This window comes from Fructilactobacillus sp. X7R7C1, assembly GCF_059901065.1.
Map to the genome: position 1 here is coordinate 577,030 of NZ_JBWXVF010000001.1, position 19,700 is coordinate 596,729.

18 protein-coding genes are annotated in these 19,700 nt (G+C 37.5%); 14 read left to right on the forward strand and 4 right to left on the reverse strand.

Features of this window, described 5'->3' with window-relative positions; translation table 11 throughout:
• The first annotated feature begins 133 nt into the window (after positions 1–133).
• The 3 genes from AC6UDC_RS02805 (at position 134) to AC6UDC_RS02815 (ending at position 3,537) form a co-directional block, all read left to right on the forward strand.
• Positions 134–1,021, forward strand: a complete 888-nt coding sequence (locus AC6UDC_RS02805) for a GRP family sugar transporter (RefSeq protein WP_500693583.1) — start codon at positions 134–136, stop codon at positions 1,019–1,021.
• 132 nt (positions 1,022–1,153) lie between these two features.
• Positions 1,154–2,041 carry a GRP family sugar transporter gene (locus tag AC6UDC_RS02810; RefSeq protein WP_500721174.1) on the forward strand — a complete coding sequence of 296 codons (888 nt, stop codon included), beginning with the start codon at positions 1,154–1,156 and terminating at the stop codon, positions 2,039–2,041.
• A 134-nt stretch (positions 2,042–2,175) separates the two neighbouring features.
• Positions 2,176–3,537, forward strand: a complete 1,362-nt coding sequence (locus tag AC6UDC_RS02815; RefSeq protein ID WP_500693612.1) for a gluconate:H+ symporter — start codon at positions 2,176–2,178, stop codon at positions 3,535–3,537.
• Positions 3,538–3,629: 92 nt separating this feature from the next.
• On the opposite strand, the gene AC6UDC_RS02820 is transcribed toward AC6UDC_RS02815, so the two are convergent.
• The gene (locus tag AC6UDC_RS02820) at positions 3,630–4,568 is read right to left on the reverse strand and encodes a glycosyltransferase family 2 protein (protein WP_500721177.1); all 939 of its coding nucleotides are present in this window, start codon (positions 4,566–4,568) and stop codon (positions 3,630–3,632) included.
• Between the two features lie 192 nt (positions 4,569–4,760).
• Here AC6UDC_RS02820 and wecB point away from each other — a divergent pair, with 192 nt between their 5' ends.
• Positions 4,761–5,864: a non-hydrolyzing UDP-N-acetylglucosamine 2-epimerase gene (wecB, locus tag AC6UDC_RS02825; RefSeq protein ID WP_500721226.1), complete on the forward strand. Its 1,104-nt coding sequence runs from the start codon at positions 4,761–4,763 to the stop codon at positions 5,862–5,864.
• 3 nt (positions 5,865–5,867) lie between these two features.
• A complete protein-coding gene (locus AC6UDC_RS02830; RefSeq protein ID WP_500695211.1) occupies positions 5,868–6,791 on the forward strand; it encodes a YihY/virulence factor BrkB family protein in 924 nt (307 codons plus the stop codon).
• Between the two features lie 21 nt (positions 6,792–6,812).
• Here the strand turns inward: AC6UDC_RS02830 and AC6UDC_RS02835 are convergent, their stop codons facing one another.
• Positions 6,813–7,262: a flavodoxin gene (locus AC6UDC_RS02835; RefSeq protein ID WP_500721179.1), complete on the reverse strand. Its 450-nt coding sequence runs from the start codon at positions 7,260–7,262 to the stop codon at positions 6,813–6,815.
• An 84-nt stretch (positions 7,263–7,346) separates the two neighbouring features.
• Here AC6UDC_RS02835 and recX point away from each other — a divergent pair, with 84 nt between their 5' ends.
• The 7 genes from recX to AC6UDC_RS02870 all read left to right on the forward strand — a co-directional run bounded on the left by recX (position 7,347) and on the right by AC6UDC_RS02870 (position 15,959).
• On the forward strand, positions 7,347–8,162 hold the full coding sequence (recX, locus tag AC6UDC_RS02840) for a recombination regulator RecX (protein WP_500721182.1): 816 nt from the start codon (positions 7,347–7,349) through the stop codon (positions 8,160–8,162).
• 14 nt (positions 8,163–8,176) lie between these two features.
• Positions 8,177–9,340 (forward strand): AI-2E family transporter, encoded by a 1,164-nt coding sequence (locus AC6UDC_RS02845; protein ID WP_500693589.1) that lies wholly within the window; start codon positions 8,177–8,179, stop codon positions 9,338–9,340.
• Between the two features lie 106 nt (positions 9,341–9,446).
• Positions 9,447–9,857 (forward strand): glycerol-3-phosphate cytidylyltransferase, encoded by a 411-nt coding sequence (gene tagD, locus AC6UDC_RS02850; protein WP_500693590.1) that lies wholly within the window; start codon positions 9,447–9,449, stop codon positions 9,855–9,857.
• Between the two features lie 59 nt (positions 9,858–9,916).
• Entirely contained in the window at positions 9,917–10,792 is an 876-nt protein-coding gene (locus tag AC6UDC_RS02855; protein WP_500695207.1) for a hypothetical protein, read from the forward strand.
• Between the two features lie 9 nt (positions 10,793–10,801).
• Positions 10,802–12,826 (forward strand): CDP-glycerol glycerophosphotransferase family protein, encoded by a 2,025-nt coding sequence (locus AC6UDC_RS02860; protein WP_500721184.1) that lies wholly within the window; start codon positions 10,802–10,804, stop codon positions 12,824–12,826.
• 75 nt (positions 12,827–12,901) lie between these two features.
• Positions 12,902–14,479 carry a peptide chain release factor 3 gene (locus tag AC6UDC_RS02865; RefSeq protein ID WP_500721186.1) on the forward strand — a complete coding sequence of 526 codons (1,578 nt, stop codon included), beginning with the start codon at positions 12,902–12,904 and terminating at the stop codon, positions 14,477–14,479.
• 58 nt (positions 14,480–14,537) lie between these two features.
• Entirely contained in the window at positions 14,538–15,959 is a 1,422-nt protein-coding gene (locus AC6UDC_RS02870; protein WP_500721189.1) for a C69 family dipeptidase, read from the forward strand.
• Positions 15,960–15,991: 32 nt separating this feature from the next.
• Here the strand turns inward: AC6UDC_RS02870 and AC6UDC_RS02875 are convergent, their stop codons facing one another.
• The gene (locus tag AC6UDC_RS02875; RefSeq protein ID WP_500721191.1) at positions 15,992–16,855 is read right to left on the reverse strand and encodes a MucBP domain-containing protein; all 864 of its coding nucleotides are present in this window, start codon (positions 16,853–16,855) and stop codon (positions 15,992–15,994) included.
• 90 nt (positions 16,856–16,945) lie between these two features.
• Entirely contained in the window at positions 16,946–18,961 is a 2,016-nt protein-coding gene (locus AC6UDC_RS02880; RefSeq protein WP_500695202.1) for an ATP-dependent Clp protease ATP-binding subunit, read from the reverse strand.
• Positions 18,962–19,124: 163 nt separating this feature from the next.
• Here AC6UDC_RS02880 and ykzS point away from each other — a divergent pair, with 163 nt between their 5' ends.
• Both ykzS and AC6UDC_RS02890 read left to right on the forward strand, forming a co-directional pair.
• Entirely contained in the window at positions 19,125–19,319 is a 195-nt protein-coding gene (gene ykzS / locus AC6UDC_RS02885; RefSeq protein ID WP_500693597.1) for a protein YkzS, read from the forward strand.
• A 113-nt stretch (positions 19,320–19,432) separates the two neighbouring features.
• The gene (locus tag AC6UDC_RS02890; RefSeq protein ID WP_500693598.1) at positions 19,433–19,699 is read left to right on the forward strand and encodes a phosphocarrier protein HPr; all 267 of its coding nucleotides are present in this window, start codon (positions 19,433–19,435) and stop codon (positions 19,697–19,699) included.
• Position 19,700: the final 1 nt, after the last annotated feature.

Sequence of the window (19,700 nt, forward strand, 5' to 3'; positions counted from 1 at the left end):
TAAAACACTTCATTTAAATGAGGTGTTTTTTATTTGGGCAAATGTTGGTGATGACAATTAATTAATTGATTTTTGGGCTTATGGGCGATTATAATGGGTTCTACACGGATTTACATTTTAGGAGGAAATTATATTGAATATTTTAATTGCTTTACTCCCAGCGTTAGGGTGGGGGCTCCTTCCTATTGCAACTGGGTTAATCGGTGGTAAACCAGTTAATCAGTTGATGGGAACTACATATGGAGCGTTAATTATTGCCATCCTTGTGTTTATTTTTAAACAGCCAGTGATCACCATGCAGGACTTTTGGTGGTGTTTACTTTCAGGGATGGCTTGGGCAGTTGGTCAAATGACTCAGTACATGGCCTTTACTCAAATTGGTGTATCACGAACGATGCCAATTTCAACTGGTTTGCAGTTAGTTGGTACTTCAGTTACCGGAGTGATTTTCTTTGGTGAATGGGCTGGCTTAATTCCCAAGCTAGCTGGTTTTGGATCAATTATTTTGATTATCATTGGGGTCTTACTAACAACTTTGAAAGACAATGGCAGTAATGAACCCAAGACGGCTGAAGAGAATGCCGCTCAGCATACTCGGAATGGTTTAATTCTGTTAGTAATTGGCATGTTTGGCTATATTGGATACTCTGATTTTCCAAGGATTGCTAATACCAATGGTTGGTCAGCATTTCTGCCCCAGACGATCGGAATGGTCATCATGGGAACGATCTTTGTTATTATTAGTGCTTATAAAACCAAGGTTAATCCGTTTAAACAAGCTGTTTCATATAAAAACATTATTACCGGATTTTTGTTCGGATTTGGTGCCTTCTTCTATCTAATTTCGACTGAATTAAACGGAGTGGCCACTGGATTTACGATTTCACAGATGTGTGTTGTCATTTCAACCTTTGGTGGAATTATAATTCTTCACGAACACAAGACAAAGAAAGAACTAGTATTTGTCACACTTGGAATGATTTGTGTCATTCTTGGTGGTGTCATTACAAGTTTTATTTAAAATTTTATCTTTTCAAAAAAGGACACATTTAGTGTCCTTTTTTTGTGAATTTGAATATCGGTTTGATTTAAAAGGGAGTATATTGAACTTGAAGAGAATTATTAGAAATTATTTTAATTCGGGGGATTAAGTTTGAATATTTTAATTGCATTATTACCAGCGATTGCTTGGGGTATCTTACCAATTTCAATCGGTTTGCTAGGTGGAAAGCCAATTAATCAACTAATGGGTTCTACATATGGAGCCATTTTAATTGCTGTTATTGTCTATTTCATTAAGCAACCAGTGATTTCAAAAGAAGTTTTTTGGCTTTGTCTTCTGTCTGGGATGGCATGGGCAATTGGACAATATACTCAGTACACTGCATTTTCACTGATGGGAGTTTCGTTGTCCATGCCAGTGTCAACTGGTCTTCAGTTGATTGGCAATTCATTAACTGGAGTAATTGTTTTTGGTGAATGGGCGGGTTTGATTCCAAAGTTAGCTGGATTCGGATCGATTATTTTAATTATTTTGGGTGTTTTACTAACTACCAAAAAAGACAGAACGTTAGCACCAAAAACTGAGGAAGAAAAGCAACAGGTTAATATTAGAAAGGGTATTTTAGTTTTAATCATCGGAACTTTTGGGTATGTTGGCTATTCGGCCTTCCCAAAAGTTGCTAATACTAATGGATGGGCAGCGTTTCTCCCTCAAACCATTGGAATGGTCGTGATGGGAACTATCTTTGCCTGCTTTATAATATTTAAAACCAAGGTTAATCCGTTTAAAGAAGTGGCTACCTATAAAAATATTATCAGTGGTTTCTTGTTTGGATTTGGTGCTTTAACCTATTTGATTTCAACCGAATTAAATGGAGTAGCAACTGGATTTACGATTTCGCAAATGTGTGTTGTCATATCAACCTTTGGTGGAATCATCTTTTTACACGAACACAAAACTAAAAGAGAACTTTTATATATTACCATTGGAATGATTTTCGTCATTATCGGAGGAGTCATTACTAGTTTTATTAAGTAAAAGAAGAGGTGGCTAGTGCTATTTTAAAGCTTAATTTTAAAAGATGGTGTTGAAAACTGGCATGAAACCGTATACAATTAATTTATAGCGTTGTTTTAATTTAATAATTGGAAAGAGGAAAAGAAATGTCATACATGCCCTTCATAGTGTTGATTTTAGGAATCGCACTTCTCCTTTTCATGATCATCAAACTTAAGCTAAATACTTTTGTTTCCTTGATCATCACAGCTATTTTAGTTGCGCTTGGATTAGGAATGAACCCAGCATCAATTGCCGATGCCATTAAGACTGGTATTGGTAGTACATTAGGTGAATTGGCCATCGTCTTCGGATTCGGTGCCATGATCGGTCGTTTGGTTTCTGATTCTGGTGGTTCGTATCGAATCGCCAAGACGCTGATCGACAAATTTGGAAAGAAGCGATTACAGATTGCAATCGTAATTGCTTCGTTCATTATCGGAATGTCATTGTTCTTCGAAGTTGGATTGGTATTACTTACTCCAATCGTCTTCGCGGTTGCCCTTGAAGCCGATGTACCATTTGTTTATCTAGGAATTCCAATGGCGGCTGCATTGTCAGCAACCCAGGGATTCTTACCACCACAACCTGCTCCAACTGCTGTTGCCACAGCCTTGGGCGCTAATATTGGTGAGGTATTGCTCTTTGGTATCATTGTTGCAATTCCAGCTGTTTTAATTGCGGGTCCTGTCTTTACGAAGTTTGCTGAGAAGTTTGTTCCGAGCGCGTTCGTAGTCAAGAAGAGCCTGCCAGCTTTTGGTGAAGTTAAAGAATACAAATTAGATGAAACTCCTAGTTTTGGTCTTTCGGTTTTAACTTCATTATTACCAGCTATTTTCATGGCGGTTAATACCATTTACCAGTTAGTTTTCCATGGCGGGAAAGCAGTTGCTAAGCCATCAGGATTTGATGCTATTATCTCGATGTTAGGTAACCCAATGATTGCCATGGTAATCGCTTTAGTATTTGCCATCTGGTCAATGGGCTTCCATCGTGGTAAGAAAATGAGTGACGTTTCTAAGAGTATTGAAGCCTCCGTTAAATCAATTGCCATGCTTCTATTGGTTATTGGTGGTGGTGGTGCCTTCAAGCAAGTCTTGATTGATGGTGGTGTTGGTGATGCCGTTAAGAACATCATGATGCATTCATCACTATCTCCAATCATCCTTGGCTGGTTAGTTGCCGTTATTCTTCGTGTATCGCTAGGTTCAGCTACGGTGGCTGGAATGACTGCTGCCGGACTTGTTATGCCACTGATGTCTTCATTGAACGTTAACCCAGTAATGATGGCCTTAGCCATTGGTGCTGGATCACTTGCCGCATCACACGTTAATGATGCCGGATTCTGGATGTTCAAAGAATACTTTGACTTAACTATGAAACAAACTTTCTCAATTTGGACGGTGTTAGAAACCGTGATTTCAGTTGTGGGGCTAATAATGGTCTTGATTCTGAATGGAATTCTGGGAATGTTCTAAGTTAGTTAATAAATTCAAAAAGACTTCACTTTATGTGAAGTCTTTTTTGTATAAAAAAGCCACCTATAATTTATAGGTGGCTACCAGTTAAACTATGCTTCGTCCTTAATGATGTACTGAGGACGGTGTTTCGTTTCTAAATAAATTTTTCCAATGTATTTTCCTAGAATGCCCAAACAGAAGAGTTGGATTCCACCGATTAGGAGAATAATTGATACTAAAGAAGGCCAACCAGATACGGCTCCTCCAAAGAATAATGCCCTGATAACGACAAAAGCAATCCCAACGAGTGAGAGTAAAAATGAGATTATCCCAACGTAAGTGGCAAAGGTTAGTGGGGCATCAGAGAAATCAATAATTCCTTCCATCGAGTATTCTACCAATTGTGAGAAAGACCAATGAGTTTCTCCAGCAGCCCGAGGGACCCCCTGATATTCTAAATATTTGGTGTTAAAACCAACCCAAGCAAAGATTCCTTTTGAGAATCGATTGTATTCTGTTAGTTCATTTACTGCATCGACGTAACGTCGAGACATTAGACGATAATCTCGAACGTTAGGTTTAATTTTAACGTCTGACATTTTATCGATGATCTTATAAAACATCGAAGAACAGAAAGCTCGAACTGGATTTTGCTTTCTGCTTGTTTGGACACACCCAACGCAATCATAGTCCTGGGTCTGAATAATTTTGAGCATTTTAGGAAGGAGTTCCGGCGGATCTTGGAGATCAACGTCCATTAATGCAATGTAATTGCCTTTGGCATTTCTTAGCCCAGCAGCCATTCCAGCTTCTTTCCCGAAGTTTCTTGAAAATGAGATGAAGTGAACGGTGTCAGGATGTTTTTCGTGAAGATTTTTAATGATCTTAAAGGTATTGTCACTTGATCCATCATTTATAAAAAGGTAATCAGGCTCATACTTTTCACCGTCTTTATTCATTTGTGCAAAAACCCTTTCCACAGTTTTGTAGAAAAGTTCAATTGATTCCTGTTCATTATAACAAGGAACAATCAGACTAATTTTTTCCAAAATTAATTACTCCTTAGTACTTGGCAATTAAACTTTTAAATTCAAAAATACATTACCAATTATTTACAGATTGTTTAATATCATTTTATCATTATTTAAAGTGGTTTGGCATCGGAATTGGGTAAATCTTTTGATATACTTAAGGTACTAGGCAAATGGGAGGGATTAAATGTGACCAGACCAATTAAAGTTATGACTGTTTTTGGAACTCGACCGGAGGCCATTAAGATGGCTCCAATTATTTTAGAGATGAAGCGAAATCGAAACAAGTTTAAACCAATCACAGTGGTCACGGGTCAACATCGTGAAATGCTGCAGCAGGTTCTCGATATTTTCAAAATCACTCCCGATTATAATTTAAACATTATGAAGAATGATCAAACACTTGGAGATATTACTGTTTCTGTGATCACTAAGTTAGGTCCAATTATTTCTAAAACTAATCCAGATATTATTCTAGTTCATGGTGATACTACGAGTACGTTTGCCGCTTCAGTGGTTGCTTTTTATCATAAAAAAATGTTAGGTCACGTTGAAGCAGGGCTGCGTACTCATAATAAATATTCCCCATATCCAGAGGAAATGAATCGTCAATTAACGGATGTTTTAGCTGACTTGTACTTTGCACCCACGGAGTTAAGTAAGCAAAATTTAATAAAAGAGAATCATCTGGGGTCAAACATCTTTGTTACCGGGAATACTGCCATTGATGCCCTTCATCAAACGGTGAGTGATAATTATCATCATTCGATCTTAGATAACATTGATGATGGACAGCGGATCATCTTACTTACAATGCATCGGCGCGAAAATCTAGGTGAACCAATGAAACGAACGTTTCAAGCAATTAAACAAGTTGTTGATTCACATCCTGATGTGGATGTGGTTTATCCAGTTCATCTTAATCCAGTGGTTCAAAAGATGGCCCAACAGATTTTTAAGGGCGATTCTCGGATCCATTTGATTGCACCTTTAGATGTGGTTGATTTTCATAATATGGCTGCTCGGAGTTATTTTATTATGTCCGACTCTGGTGGGGTTCAAGAAGAAGCTCCTTCACTTGGAAAGCCCGTTTTGGTTCTTAGAGAATCGACTGAACGCCCCGAAGGAGTTAAAGCGGGCACTTTGAGATTAGTTGGGACTGATCCTAAGGCCATTAAAGATGCGATGGAGGACTTACTTGATAATCCAGATGAATACCGAAAGATGGCTGATGCTCATAATCCTTATGGGGATGGAACGGCAGCTAAGCAAATTTTATCTGCAATTGAGGCAACTTTTAAAGGAGAGTCCTAGCTTGTGGAACTAAAAACAAATCAAAAAGTAATTTCATTTGTTAAGTTAGTTATGAAACATTTTAAGATGGGAAACGTTTCTGATTCTGCCATCGTCTTGGCGTATTATTCCCTCTTATCACTGTTTCCAATTTTAATTATGATTGGTAGCATCATTAAACTTTTACATGGAGATCCTAATGATATCTTAATGTATATCAGAACCGCGGTTCCGTCATCGATTTATACGATGCTTTTGCCCATGATTAAGTCAGCTTTTGATAATAATAATAGTGGTGGTAGCTTATCGATTGGGTTGTTGCTGGTAATTTGGTCAGCTAGTCAGGCGATGGCAGCATTTCAACGAACGGTTAACCGAACTTACGGAGTAGCTGACACTCAGAATGCCATCACGAATCGTTTAATTTCATTTGTGTGGATGCTTTTACTGGTACTCTTATTGATTGTTTTAATGATTTTGCAAGGGTTTGGTCAAGAAATTATCACGTACTTGAGACCAATTCTGCATCTTTCAACCATTGCAACGCAAGTGGTGGCATCCATTCGAATTCCATTTATTATTTCTGGGTCTTTCATAGTTGTGATGCTTTTGTACTATTTTGTGCCAAGTGTTAAGACCAAGATTCGTTATACAATTCTAGGATCAGCGATATCTGTGCTTGGTTTAATGATTTTGTCACAAGCTTTTTCGCTAATCATTGAGTACTTTTTTAGAAATATTACCGCTTATAAGACGTTAGGAACTTTTATAGTAGTGATGTTGTGGTTATATTTTATTGGGCTCGTGCTGATGTTTGGTGCCGTTATTAATGCCAGTATCCAAGAGTACTTTACTGGTAACATTGAATCAACAAACGGATCCGTTCGGTCTATTATTTCTAGTGCACGTAAATTTCGTTCCAAAAAGAAAAACACCACCCAGAATTAGGTGGTGATGTTTTTTGCTAAATTATTTTTCGCTGGATTTCACCAGTTCACGAGAAAACTGGTCAAGAACTTTGATGTCATCTTCATCAGGTTCAAGATTGATTTTGACGCTTTTAGCTCCTTGAGTAGCGTTAGTTTTCCTTAAAGCTTTGGTAAATGCGTCGACGGCAACGTTATAATATTCTTGATAAAAAACATCTCCAGAACCAGCCACTCCAAAAACTTTTCCTTCTAGGTTCAGTGAATCTAAATCTTCAAAAAAGTCCATCCCTTCTTCAGGGAGAGCTCCTTCGTCGTAGGTGTATGGACATATAACAATAATATCGGTATCTTTAAGTTCGTCCGCGTCGGTTTGAGAAATTTCAGATTCTTCGACATCTACGCCAAGGTCTTCAAGTCCCTCGGTGACGATATCAGCAACGTCTTCGTTATTACCAGTAATGGTGGCGTAAATCACGTGTGCTTTTGGCATGAGTGAAACCACTTCCTTTGTAGTGTTTTCAAATAAGTATATCAGAATAGTTTCAAATTGTTAATTTGATGGGAGTTAGCGCTGATGGATAAGCAAAATGCAAATAAATTAAGGGTCACAAAAATTGTTTCGCAAAAAAGACCAGGGAGATATAACGTATACATCAATGATCATTATGCTTTTCCTGTGAGTGAAGAAGTAATGATTCAGTTTGGGATCTTTAAGGGATCTGAGTTAAGCCAAGGTAAGATTGACAAAATTAAGGCGGCGGACGATGTTTCAAAGTTATATAATAAGGCTATTGATTTTATTTCGTATCAGACTCGTTCAAAAAAAGAGGTTAGAGATAAGTTAAAATCATATTCAGACAACCTTGAAGCAGTCGATGAAGCGGTTGAAAAACTAGAACAGATTAATCTACTTAATGATGAACATTATGCTGACACCTACGTCAAAGGAATTGTTGAACAACAGAATAAGGGTCCCATGGCTGTTTCAAGGTATTTAAAACAAAAGGGAATTGCAGATGAATACATAAATGAGGCAGTTTCAGTTAATTATTCGAGCGAAATGACGCTTAAAAATGGTAAAAAGCAGGCCCAAAAAATCTTTGCTCATAATCAGCGATATCCCTTTAACAAACGGATGCAAAAAACTAAGACGGCTTTGTACCGAAAGGGATACTCATTTGATGATATTGATACAATCATTAGTGAATTAGACTTTCAAAGTGATGTCGATCATCAAAATGAGTTACTTGCTGAAGAGGGTAACAAGGCTTGGAATAAGTATAAGAAGTATAATGATATGAGTCGACGTCAGAAAGCCAAGCAGTTGTTATATCGAAAGGGCTTTGATCTTGATGATATTGATCAATTTTTGGACACAAAAGAAAATTAATTGGAGTGAATCAAATGAATAGATTTAAAAATTCGGCTTTATTTTTTTGGACGGTTGAGATTTTGATTGCAGTTGGAATCGTTTATTTATGTTCCAAAATTAGTTTTGTTTTTTCGCCGATTGTAATTTTTGTGTCAACGATCTTCGTCCCACTCTTGTTAGCGGGATTCTTGTATTACATGTTAAATCCGATCGTTAACCTCCTAATGAAAATAAAAATCACAAAAACAAAACACATTAATCGTACCTGGGCCACCGCCATCGTATTTTTGATTGTGATTGGGGTTATTGTTTACATGGCGTTTTCATTTGTACCACGGTTGATTACTCAGGTGGCTAACATGGTAGGGGCAGCGCCTGAATTTGCTAAACAAGGGCAGACATTACTAACTAAAATCACACGTTATGGATTTTTAAAAAAAGTGGACTGGCGTCCCATTGTTGACAAGATTCAGTCCTCATATTCATCGTATTTGAAAACGGTTTTGGCTAATTTGACGAATAGTGCGGGAACGATTATTTCGATGGCAACGAACGTGGTTATCACGGCAATTACTGTTCCTGTCATTCTGTTTTACATGTTAAAGGATGGAAACAAACTACTTCCAAGCATTGAAAAGTTAACTCCAGGACTTTCCAAACACCACAGGAAACAAACGGTAACGCTACTTAAAAAAATGAATCATACTCTCTCACGTTACATCGGTGGCCAAGTCATTGAGTGTCTGTTTGTTGGAACGTTTACCACTTTAGGATACTTTCTGATCGGCCAAAAGTATGCTCTTTTGCTCGGGGTCTTTGCCGGATTATGTAATATCATCCCATACGTTGGTCCCTACATTGGAATTATTCCATCACTTTTTGTTGCTTTTTCAGATAATATTATGCAAGTTATCTGGGTAATTGTGGTAGTCATTATTGTTCAACAAATTGATGGAAACTTGGTGTACCCGAATGTGATTGGGAAATCGTTAAAGATTCATCCACTAACTATTATTATCATTTTACTTGCAGCTGGTCACATTGCTGGGTTGTTTGGGATGATTCTAGCCATTCCAGTTTATGCGATTGCGAAGGTTGTGATTGAATATTGTTACAATATTTGGTTAGTTCAACATGACGATTCGAACTCCACTAATTCAGCAAAAACTAATTCATCTGAAAATGAGCCAAATTAAACTTTAGTTATGGATCGTGAATTTTATTGACGATAATGGAAGATATGCTAACATTTAGTTGTTGATAAATAGGAGTATTAATTATGGTCTTCTGACAGGAGATATTATGACGAAAGTAATTACGTATGGCACATTTGATCTGCTTCACAAGGGTCATGTGCGTTTATTAAAACGTGCTCGTGAATTAGGTGATTCATTGACGGTAGGTCTTTCGACGGATGAGTTTAATGCCGTAAAGGGGAAACGTGCTTATAATTCTTATGAGGATCGTAAGTACATTTTAGACGCTATCCGCTACGTTGACGAAGTAATTCCTGAAAAGGGATGGAACCAGAAGATTCAAGATATTAAAGATCATAAGATTGATATCTTTGTGATGGGTGACGATTGGAAGGGTAAGTTTGACTTTCTTAAAGAGTATTGTAAAGTGATTTATTTGCCGCGAACCCAAGGAATTTCAACGTCTAAGATCAAGTCTGATTTAGGCGTCACGAGCCAAAAGGATTGGAAAGATTAGTTTAAGTCCCAGGATTCTTCGTTTTATTTCTTAGAATGTTTTAGTTTAAGGGGAGCAAAATGAAACAAGCACTTTTTTTGGTAACTTCAGTTCATGGAGCTGAAAAGCCCCGATTTAAAGAACGATTGGAAAGAATGATCGATGACGGGAATTCAATTAAAGTTGTAATTTCCATTTTAAACTACGATCAATCACAGTATGTGGCCACTTTAATTAGAAAATTATCTGATTCTTTTCATCAGCAAGTGCAATTAGAAATCATCCAATTGTTTGACGTTTTTAGTAAACAACGTGGGATTTTTGATCAAAATCATGATTTAAATAACGATTTAACCCAATTTGACGTTCACGACAGAGTGGTTAAGGGTCAATCCGTTCAAGTCTACAGTGACCATAATGGGGTGGTTCGAGCTGAACGAAAGGAAATTTTGGCTGGGTCAGGTTTATTCAAAGTGATCTTTTATGACGGAGATAACGTTAGCAAAACGATTTATTATGACAATCATGATAAGGCTACTGCCGTTTTCAAACGGATTAATGATGAACATCAAGTAATTAAATTTTTAAATCAACGTGGTGACGTGGCATGTCGGGTGGATCAAAGTAACGGTGGAGCAGCTCAGATTTTTTATCTTAGTAAAACCTCGGTTGTTTCACCTCCAGAAACAAGTTTAAAGATTGCTAGACCAACTAGTGATTTAATCGATTATGATGTTAATCTTGGTAATTTGAAGTATTTGTCTAAAGGTTCAGATGCTCGATCATATGTCATTTCAGACTATGGCAATGCAAGCCGTTATAGTGATATTTCAGCATTTAACGTTGCTTTAGTTAATAAGTATGCTGAAAGTAAGGAGACTACCATTTTTATCGATTTGGATGATATGGTTAACTTTTCTAAATATCTTGGTCAAAACGTGATTTTCAACTATTAAGGAGAAATAATGCGAGCAATACTTTCTAACGTTATACCAAAACAAACAAAGTTGAAAATTGAATTTGAGTTAATTAATCCTAGTTACGCTGATGAAGATGCAACTGTTACTTTGATTGAAAAAGAAAGCTTAGCCTCAATCACCGTCCCTGTTCTTAAAGGGGATGTAAGTGGCAATGAGGCAGCAATTATAATTGATCCAAATAAATTTCACTTTGACTCCGTGGGACAGGATGAATTTGAATGGCAACTCTATTATTCGTGTGGTAATAGTGACCATCGAACTCTTATTCAAGTTGAAGGTGAATACGTGAGTGCCGTTCGGCGGATTGGGTTAAATGCTTATTATCAATATGAGATTGACCCTTCTGGCATGGCGGTCTTTTATGTCAGAACGAACCGATCTAAAAAGCAATTTGTGATGAACTCGGTTAATTTGCTTGGTGGCGGTAATTTACGATTAACGGGGTTTAACCACATTGACGGTAAAAAACTTGATCAGATGGCAATTGTAATTAAACAAGCAAGTGATCAAAGCAAACGACTTTATCCGATTACCGATTCACCTTTTCAAGGGATTTTTGCGATTACCATTCCGCTTAAAGAGCTAAAGGATGAAGATACATATCGTTTGTATATCAGGTATGACTATCATGGTAAGCATTTTCAGCAAAGATTGGTGATGGATGTTTCGCTTTCATCGTTTAAAACCGTTTCTCACTTAGGTGATAATCGTGAATTAGTATTAAAAGAGGGAAAGCAAGGTCAACTTCGTGTTATTAAAAGAAGACGGCCGTCTCCTACAAAAAGACTTACTAAGTTTTACGGAAAAGCTAAGCATTTGTGGAAATCGTTTAAAATCTTATTAAGTAAAGTTAATCGTTTGCGTTTACGAAAGTTGTTTAAACGGGGGCATACACCATTTGCTACTACGACGATCGTGTTTGAGAGCTTTGGTGGACGTCAGGTGAGTGATAGTCCTTATGCTATCTATCAGGTGTTTAAAAAATTACATCCTAAGATTAACTTTGTGTGGTCCATTCAAAAGTCACAAAAGCAATTTTGTAAAGACCATAACATTAACTATGTAATTAAAAATACGGGACGTTGGGTTCGTACCATGGGAAAGGCTAAGGTATGGATTAGCAATGCTAGATTTCCTGCCTGGGTCGTTAAACCAGACTATGTAACGTATGTTCAAACTTGGCATGGCACACCATTAAAGAAGTTAGGGTTAGATATTGAACGAGTTTCAATGCCTGGTACGACAACCAATAAGTACCATGATAACTTTGTTAAAGAAGCTAATCGTTGGGATGCATTGATTTCACCAAATGATTTTTCAACCAAGGTCTTTAGAAGTGCCTTCGGGTATGAAAACAAGATTTTAAAGGTGGGATATCCAAGAAATGATGAATTGATTAACGGGAATAATCCTACTGAGATTAATAAGATTAAGGATCGATTGGGAATCCCACGGGACAAGAAAGTTGTCCTATATGCTCCTACTTACCGAGATAATCAGTTTGAGAGTAAGGGGAAATATACCTTTAAGCTACCGTTTAGTTTGGAAGAGTTCAAACAACACTTTGGAAGTGATACTGTCCTAATTCTACGGATGCACTACTTGATTTCGAATGCATTAGACGTCTCTGATTACAAAGGGTTCGTCTATGACCTATCGAACTATTCCAACATTTCTGATTTATATTTAATTTCAGATTTGCTGGTAACCGACTATTCCTCAGTCTTTTTTGACTACGCCTACCTTAAACGGCCAATTTTGTTCTATCCTTATGACTATCACGTGTATAAGGATGAGTTGCGTGGCTTTTACTTGAATTATGAACGAGATTTGCCTGGAAGGATCGTCTATGATTCTGATGAGTTAATGAAGGGAATCTCAACTGATTTAAAAGACGAAAACGTTGAAAACGATCCTAAATTTATGCAATTTTACAATCGCTTCTGTCGGATTAACGATGGACTTAGTTCGATTAAGACGATTGATTATGTGATGCAACAAATTCGTTAAAAATAATCCGGAGTTTTCCGGATTTTTTGTTTGTTTGATGGTATACAATTAATCTATAACAGAAAGGAAGTAAAGATGAAAAAAGCAGACCTAGAAAAAGAAGTCGATAAACGAAGAACGTTTGCCATTATTTCCCATCCTGATGCTGGGAAAACCACTATCACCGAACAGCTACTCCTCTTTGGTGGGATTGTTCGGGAAGCTGGAACCGTTAAGGCTAAAAAAAGTGGAAATTTTGCTAAGTCAGATTGGATGGAAATTGAACAGAAGCGTGGAATTTCAGTTACTAGTTCGGTTATGCAGTTCGATTATCAGGGAAAAAGGATTAACATTCTTGATACACCGGGACATGAAGATTTTTCAGAAGACACTTACCGGACTCTTATGGCAGTGGATTCTGCCGTGATGGTGATTGACGCCGCTAAGGGAATTGAACCGCAAACTAAAAAGTTATTTAAAATTTGTAAAATGCGTGGAATTCCAATTTTTACTTTCATGAATAAGCTTGATCGTGATAGCAAGGATCCCATGGAATTAATCGATCAATTGGAAGATGTACTGGGAATTGAGGCTTATCCGATGAACTGGCCCATTGGCTCTGGTCGAATTTTAAAGGGGCTGTACGACCGTTATGATCATCGAGTTGAACTTTATAAACCAGAAGCGGATGGTCAGAACTTTATTAAACTAGATGATGATGGCAATCTTATTGGAGATAACTCACTAGCAGACGATAGCATTTATCAAGATGCTAGAAGTGAAATGGATTTAATCTCTGAAGCTGGGAATCAATTTAGCAGAGAAAAAATTGCCAAGGGTGATCAAACACCAGTCTTCTTTGGCTCAGCGTTGGTTAACTTTGGGGTTAAAACTTTTTTAGACGCTTATTTGAAGCTCTCACCAGCTCCAGGTCCTCACAAAACTCTTCAAGGAAATGAAATTGAACCAACGGCACCAGAATTTTCTGGATTCGTGTTTAAGATTCAGGCTAATATGAATCCACGTCATCGTGATCGAATTGCCTTTGTACGAATTTGCTCTGGTGAATTTCAAAAGGGCATGGATGTTACCCTTGATCGTACCCAGAAGCCGATCCGTTTATCAAACGTTACTGAATTTATGGCTAATACGCGTGAAAACGTTCAAACAGCGGTTGCTGGAGATATTATTGGTCTTTATGATACTGGTAATTTTCAGATTGGCGACACCATTTATACCGGCAAAAAACCGATTGCGTTTGAAAAGCTGCCACAGTTCACTCCAGAACTATTTATGAGAGTTTCAGCCAAAAACGTTATGAAGCAGAAGTCGTTTCATAAGGGCATTCAACAATTAGTACAAGAGGGAGCCATTCAGCTCTACACTAATTACAGTACGGGACAGTATATCTTGGGAGCAGTTGGTCAGCTTCAGTTTGAAGTATTTCAATTTCGAATGAAAAATGAATATAACTCAGATGTTGTGATGGAACCAATGGGGCATAAAATTGCCCGGTGGATTGACCCTGACCAGCTGGACGAAAAGATGTCTTCGTCTAGAAATATTTTAGTACGGGATCAAAGGGGGGATCCGTTATTCCTTTTTGAAAATGAGTTTGCAGAACGCTGGTTTAAAGATAAATATCCTGATGTCAAGTTAACTGCCAAGCTTTAGGATTGAATTGACGTAATATTCGATATAAACTAGTTTTTGTGAAAGGTGGATGTGAATTATGAAAAAGTTAAGTGCTTGTACCAGTGTGATGGTTGGTAAAGACGCTAGTGTTGATGGGTCAACGATGATTTCTAGAAATGATGATACCTTTTTACCATTAACTCCTCAACGTTTTTATGTTCAACCTGCATATCATAACGAGGACAAAGTTTGGAAATCCAACCAAAACGGCTTTACTGCTCCAATGCCAAAGTCGGGTTACCGAATTTTGATGACACCGAACGCTGACGTTAAAAAAGAAGGCGTTTATGCTGAAAGTGGATTTAATGAAAAGAATGTTGCAATGAGTGCCACTGAAAGTGTTTATGGAAACGAGCATGCTTTAGCTCATGATCCGCTTGTTCAGCATGGACTGGCTGAAGATTCTTTACAATCAATGGTTCTCCCTTACATTAATTCCGCGAGGGATGGAGTTGCTTATCTTGGAAATTTAATCAAAAAGTATGGTTCACCAGAGGGAAATGGGGTCCTTTTTAGTGACAAGAACGAAGTCTGGTACATGGAGATCGTTACTGGTCACCACTGGGTTGCACAACGAATTCCTGACGATTGTTATGCGGTCGTAGCAAATGAGGTTGCGATTCAACAGGTTGACTTTGATGATCCAGAGAACTTTATGTATTCCGATGGGTTACAAGAGTTTGTTGAAAAGTACCAGTTAAATCCTGATAAAGAGGGATTTAATTTTAGACACATCTTTGGAACTCATAATGAATTTGATCACCATTACAACACACCTCGAGTTTGGTATGGGCAAAAGGTGCTGAATCCCGAGATTGAGCAGGAGCCAACCTCAAATGACCTCCCGTTTATTAGAAAAGCAAGCCGTAAAATTGAAGTTAGTGATGTTGAGTTTATTTTGAGTTCTCATTATAACGAAACCAAATATGATCCATTAGCTAAGGATCCAGAAGAATCGAATACTCAGTTTAGACCAATTTCAATGAATCGAACCCAAAATTCACATGTTCTGCAAATTAGAAATGATGTAAGTGATAAATGTTCGGCAATTATGTGGCTAAATTTTGGAATTCCCGCCTTTAGTCCATATGTTCCTTTTTTTGCGAACGTTGACGAGACTGATCCAAGTTATGAGGTTACCCCTCTCACGATGGATGATAAGAGCGCATACTGGATGTATCGTAAACTATCGATGATCGTTGAATCTCATTACAGTAATTTTATTCAACAGGATCGTAATTTTAAGAAACATGCTAACGAGTTATTTTTAGGGCATATATCAGATACGATGGGTCAAGCTGATAATATGAATGATCAGGACGCATCTGAATTTTTGAAAGATCAGAATCAGCAATTGGTCAAAGAAATGAGGAGTCGAACCTATCAATTTATGCATGAATTGATGGAAAAGGGTCTTACACTCTCTAAATTGACATATAACATGGACAAAAATTTGTAAAAAAAATCCCACTCTTATTGAGTGGGATTTTTTTAGGTTAGACGTTTGTCATTGTTATAGGTACGAATCGTGGATCGCTTTTTGATCCATTGTGATCCGCCGAGATTTAACCAATCATCTTGATTAGTTCGAATTTCTGTAAAGACACGCCAAGTTGATCCAGCTGGTAAAATTTGATCGTATCTTTGCTTTCGCACCGGTGAATCATAAACGGAAGTGGGAATTTTCATTTTGACTAAATAATTGACTGACTGAACCACTTTCCAGTTAGAACGTCGGTAATATAAGATGATATTTTTGGTTTTATTTGTGAATTGACCGTTTAAGTCACCAACCGACAGGTGAAGCTGGTAGTTAGGAATCACAGGAGCCTTTAGTGTAAACTGCTGGTTTAATGGACCATTCACGATTTTGGGAGGGAGAAGCAAGCGAAATGAATCAAAATCAAAGCAGTAAACGCTAACTGGTTGGCCTAACTTAGGGATGTAATGAAACTTGATTAGTTGTTTTTTTGCTTGCATTTTTTTAGTCATTCCATCAACACTAACTAATATGTAGTTTTTTATTTTGGGAACGATGAAATTAATTGGATCGCCAACTGAACCACTAATGATTTCAGTTGATTTTAATTGATTCCCGTTTTGATCGACAAATTCCATAAAAACTGTACTTGGGGTTCTGATAACCTCTTTTTTAGGAGTTGATTGATGATTTTCGGCAGGTAATGGAGTGGTGGTATGAATTGATTTTGGCTTGTTTAAAGAAATTTCGGATGGATCTATGGAGGTTGTCGTCTTTTTAACGTTGTTTTGTCTGATTGGTCTTTTCATCCGATGTTTTGAATGCTTGTAGTTATGATTATTTTTTGAAAAGATTTTTTTCATCCAATTAAACATAATTTTCCTCCAAAGATGGTTTATATTGATTTTACCATTTCTGGAAATAAAAAAAGACCTAGATTAGAATTCTAATCTAAGTCTCTTTCACTACTTAGTACTAATAACGATATTGTTGTTCTTGTCTGTATCAGCAACAAGATTGTTAGTTTCTGGATGATTCAAGAAGTAGTCGGCCGTTTGGTCTTCTAACTGTTCTTGAATTACTCGTCGAAGCGGACGGGCGCCCATTGACGGATTGTAACCGAGTTCGACAATTTTTGCTTTGGCCGATTTGGAAACATCAATGTGAACGTTTCTTGACGCTAACATGTTATTCATATCTTTAATCATCAGATCGACAATTTGATTTAAGTTATTCTTAGAAAGCTGGTTGAATTCAACGATGTCATCAAAACGATTGAGAAATTCAGGTTTGAAATAAAGTCCTAATTTATCCATCACAGAATGAGTTTTACCAGTTGCTTCTGGTGTAAACCCAACGCTTGCTTCGGCATCGCTTCCGGCGTTACTAGTCATAATGATGACAGTGTCCTTAAAGGAAACCGTTCGACCTTGTGAGTCAGTCAAACGACCGTCATCTAAGATTTGTAAGAATGTGTGAAGAACGTCTGGATGAGCTTTTTCAACTTCATCTAACAGAATCAAGCTGTAAGGATTACGACGGACTTTTTCGGTTAATTGGCCAGCTTCATCGTATCCAACGTAGCCAGGCGGTGAACCAATCAATTTAGCAACTGATTGTGGTTCACGATACTCTGACATGTCAAATCGAATCATTGAATCTTCGGATCCAAATAATTCTTTGGCAAGTTGTTTAGCCATCTCAGTCTTACCAATCCCAGTGGATCCAACGAATAGGAATGAACCAATCGGACGACCGCTACCATTAAAACCAATTCGATTTCGTTTAATGGCTTTAGCAACTGAATCAACAGCCTTGTCCTGTCCGATCACATGTTGCTTTAAATTTGGAGCTAAGTCCTTTAATTGTTGTTGTTCTTTGGTTTGTAGTTCTCCAACTGGGATATTGGTCATTTCTTCAACAACTTGTTGCATATCCTTTTCGGTAACGGTGTTGTGTTTCTCACTTGTAGCACCCTTATCCTTATTTTGATGAAGTCGTTTGATCTTATCACGGTAGTAAGCGGCCTGTTCGTAGTCTTCTTTATCTAAAGCCGTCTTCTTTTCATTTTCAGCACTGTCAATCTCTTTGTCAATTGTTTTTGGATCAACAATGTTTAAAGTTAAATTCTTTCTGGAACCAGTTTCATCAAGTAAATCAATTGCCTTGTCCGGAAGGTAACGATCACTGATATAACGATCGGAAAGGGTAGCTGCCGCTTTCACTGCTTGATCGGTATACTTGACTAGATGATAGTTTTCATAACGATTTTGTAGACCCTTTAGGATCTTGATGGACTGATCAACCGTTGGTTCTTTGACCATGATTGGTTGAAGTCGTCTTGAAAGAGCAGAGTCTTTTTCAATGTCACGGTATTCTTTTAGGGTGGTTGCTCCAATTAATTGAAAGTCCCCACGAGCAAGAGCAGGTTTTAAGACGTTACCTGCGTCCATACCACCTTCAGCATTACCTGCACCCATGATTTCATGAATTTCATCAATGAATAAGATGATGTTACGGTTTGACTGAACCTCTTTAATTAATTGTTGCATTCGTTTTTCAAATTGACCACGAATACCTGTGCCTTGAACCATTGAAACCATGTCTAATTGAATTACCTGTTTGTTTTGAAGTTTTTCTGGAACAGTACCATCAGCAATTTTTTGAGCGAGACCCTCAACGATTGCTGTTTTTCCAACTCCGGCTTCACCAATCAAGACCGGGTTATTCTTGCCTCTACGATTTAAAACTTCGATTGCTCGAGCCGTTTCTTTATCACGACCGATTACTGGGTCAAGTTTTCCGGCTTTAGCTTTTTTAGTTAAATCAGTTCCGTAAGTTGAAAGAATTGATTTTGAACCATTTCGGCCGTTGCCGCGTCCACTTTGTGGTGGAACTTGATAATCATTGACTTGGCCATTTTGCATGGCACGAAGAAAGTCATCTAGACTACCAAATCCGTATGAACCTTGTCCTTCCATAGTTTAAGCCTCCTTTTGCTTAACTAAATTGTCAGACGAAAGTCTGACCTTTATTGACCATTCATGAATATTATACGCACTAATAACATTCAATCAAGTATTTTGACTGATCTAGAAATTATTTTAATGTGGTAACATTGAAACCGATTAGGAGGCAATAATTATGGATAAAAACGAAAATGACTTTACCGGACTCTTAAACCAATTAAAGGATGGAAAAATCAAATATTTGACGGTTGAACCAAAGGATTTTCCGAAATTTCAGCAGGCTTTTATGAGCTTTCCAACACGGAAAAGAATCGTAGGGAAAGCCAGCGAAAAGGGCATTTTAACCTATCATTATTCGTCTGAAAATTAGCGTCATAACAATTATGTAAGCGATTTATGATAATTACTTGTTTTTTAGATGATAAATTGATATTCTTAAACTGTAAATAGAGTTAAATAAACGATTAAAGGAGTGCGTTCATTATGGAGAAACGTCAATTCAAAATCACGGCAGAAACTGGCATTCATGCTCGTCCAGCAACTTTGTTAGTTCAGACCGCTAGCAAATTTGATTCAAATATTAGTCTTGAATATGGTGATAAATCTGTAAACTTAAAATCAATCATGGGTGTTATGTCATTAGGAGTTGGCCAAGGTGCTGATATTACTATTTCAGCCGATGGTGACGATGCTAAAGAAGCCCTTGATGCAATTGCTAAAACCATGAAAGATGAAGGATTGATCGACTAAT

Bases quoted from the DNA above. Each gene is read 5' to 3' on its own strand.
- tagD (WP_500693590.1), top strand. From the start codon at position 9,447: ATGACGAAAGTAATTACGTATGGCACATTTGATCTGCTTCACAAGGGT.
- ykzS (WP_500693597.1), top strand. From the start codon at position 19,125: ATGGATAAAAACGAAAATGACTTTACCGGACTCTTAAACCAATTAAAG.
- AC6UDC_RS02855 (WP_500695207.1), top strand. From the start codon at position 9,917: ATGAAACAAGCACTTTTTTTGGTAACTTCAGTTCATGGAGCTGAAAAG.
- AC6UDC_RS02890 (WP_500693598.1), top strand. From the start codon at position 19,433: ATGGAGAAACGTCAATTCAAAATCACGGCAGAAACTGGCATTCATGCT.
- AC6UDC_RS02835 (WP_500721179.1), bottom strand. From the start codon at position 7,262: ATGCCAAAAGCACACGTGATTTACGCCACCATTACTGGTAATAACGAA.
- AC6UDC_RS02865 (WP_500721186.1), top strand. From the start codon at position 12,902: ATGAAAAAAGCAGACCTAGAAAAAGAAGTCGATAAACGAAGAACGTTT.
- wecB (WP_500721226.1), top strand. From the start codon at position 4,761: ATGACTGTTTTTGGAACTCGACCGGAGGCCATTAAGATGGCTCCAATT.
- AC6UDC_RS02860 (WP_500721184.1), top strand. From the start codon at position 10,802: ATGCGAGCAATACTTTCTAACGTTATACCAAAACAAACAAAGTTGAAA.
- recX (WP_500721182.1), top strand. From the start codon at position 7,347: ATGGATAAGCAAAATGCAAATAAATTAAGGGTCACAAAAATTGTTTCG.
- AC6UDC_RS02845 (WP_500693589.1), top strand. From the start codon at position 8,177: ATGAATAGATTTAAAAATTCGGCTTTATTTTTTTGGACGGTTGAGATT.
- AC6UDC_RS02870 (WP_500721189.1), top strand. From the start codon at position 14,538: ATGAAAAAGTTAAGTGCTTGTACCAGTGTGATGGTTGGTAAAGACGCT.
- AC6UDC_RS02875 (WP_500721191.1), bottom strand. From the start codon at position 16,855: ATGTTTAATTGGATGAAAAAAATCTTTTCAAAAAATAATCATAACTAC.
- AC6UDC_RS02815 (WP_500693612.1), top strand. From the start codon at position 2,176: ATGCCCTTCATAGTGTTGATTTTAGGAATCGCACTTCTCCTTTTCATG.
- AC6UDC_RS02880 (WP_500695202.1), bottom strand. From the start codon at position 18,961: ATGGAAGGACAAGGTTCATACGGATTTGGTAGTCTAGATGACTTTCTT.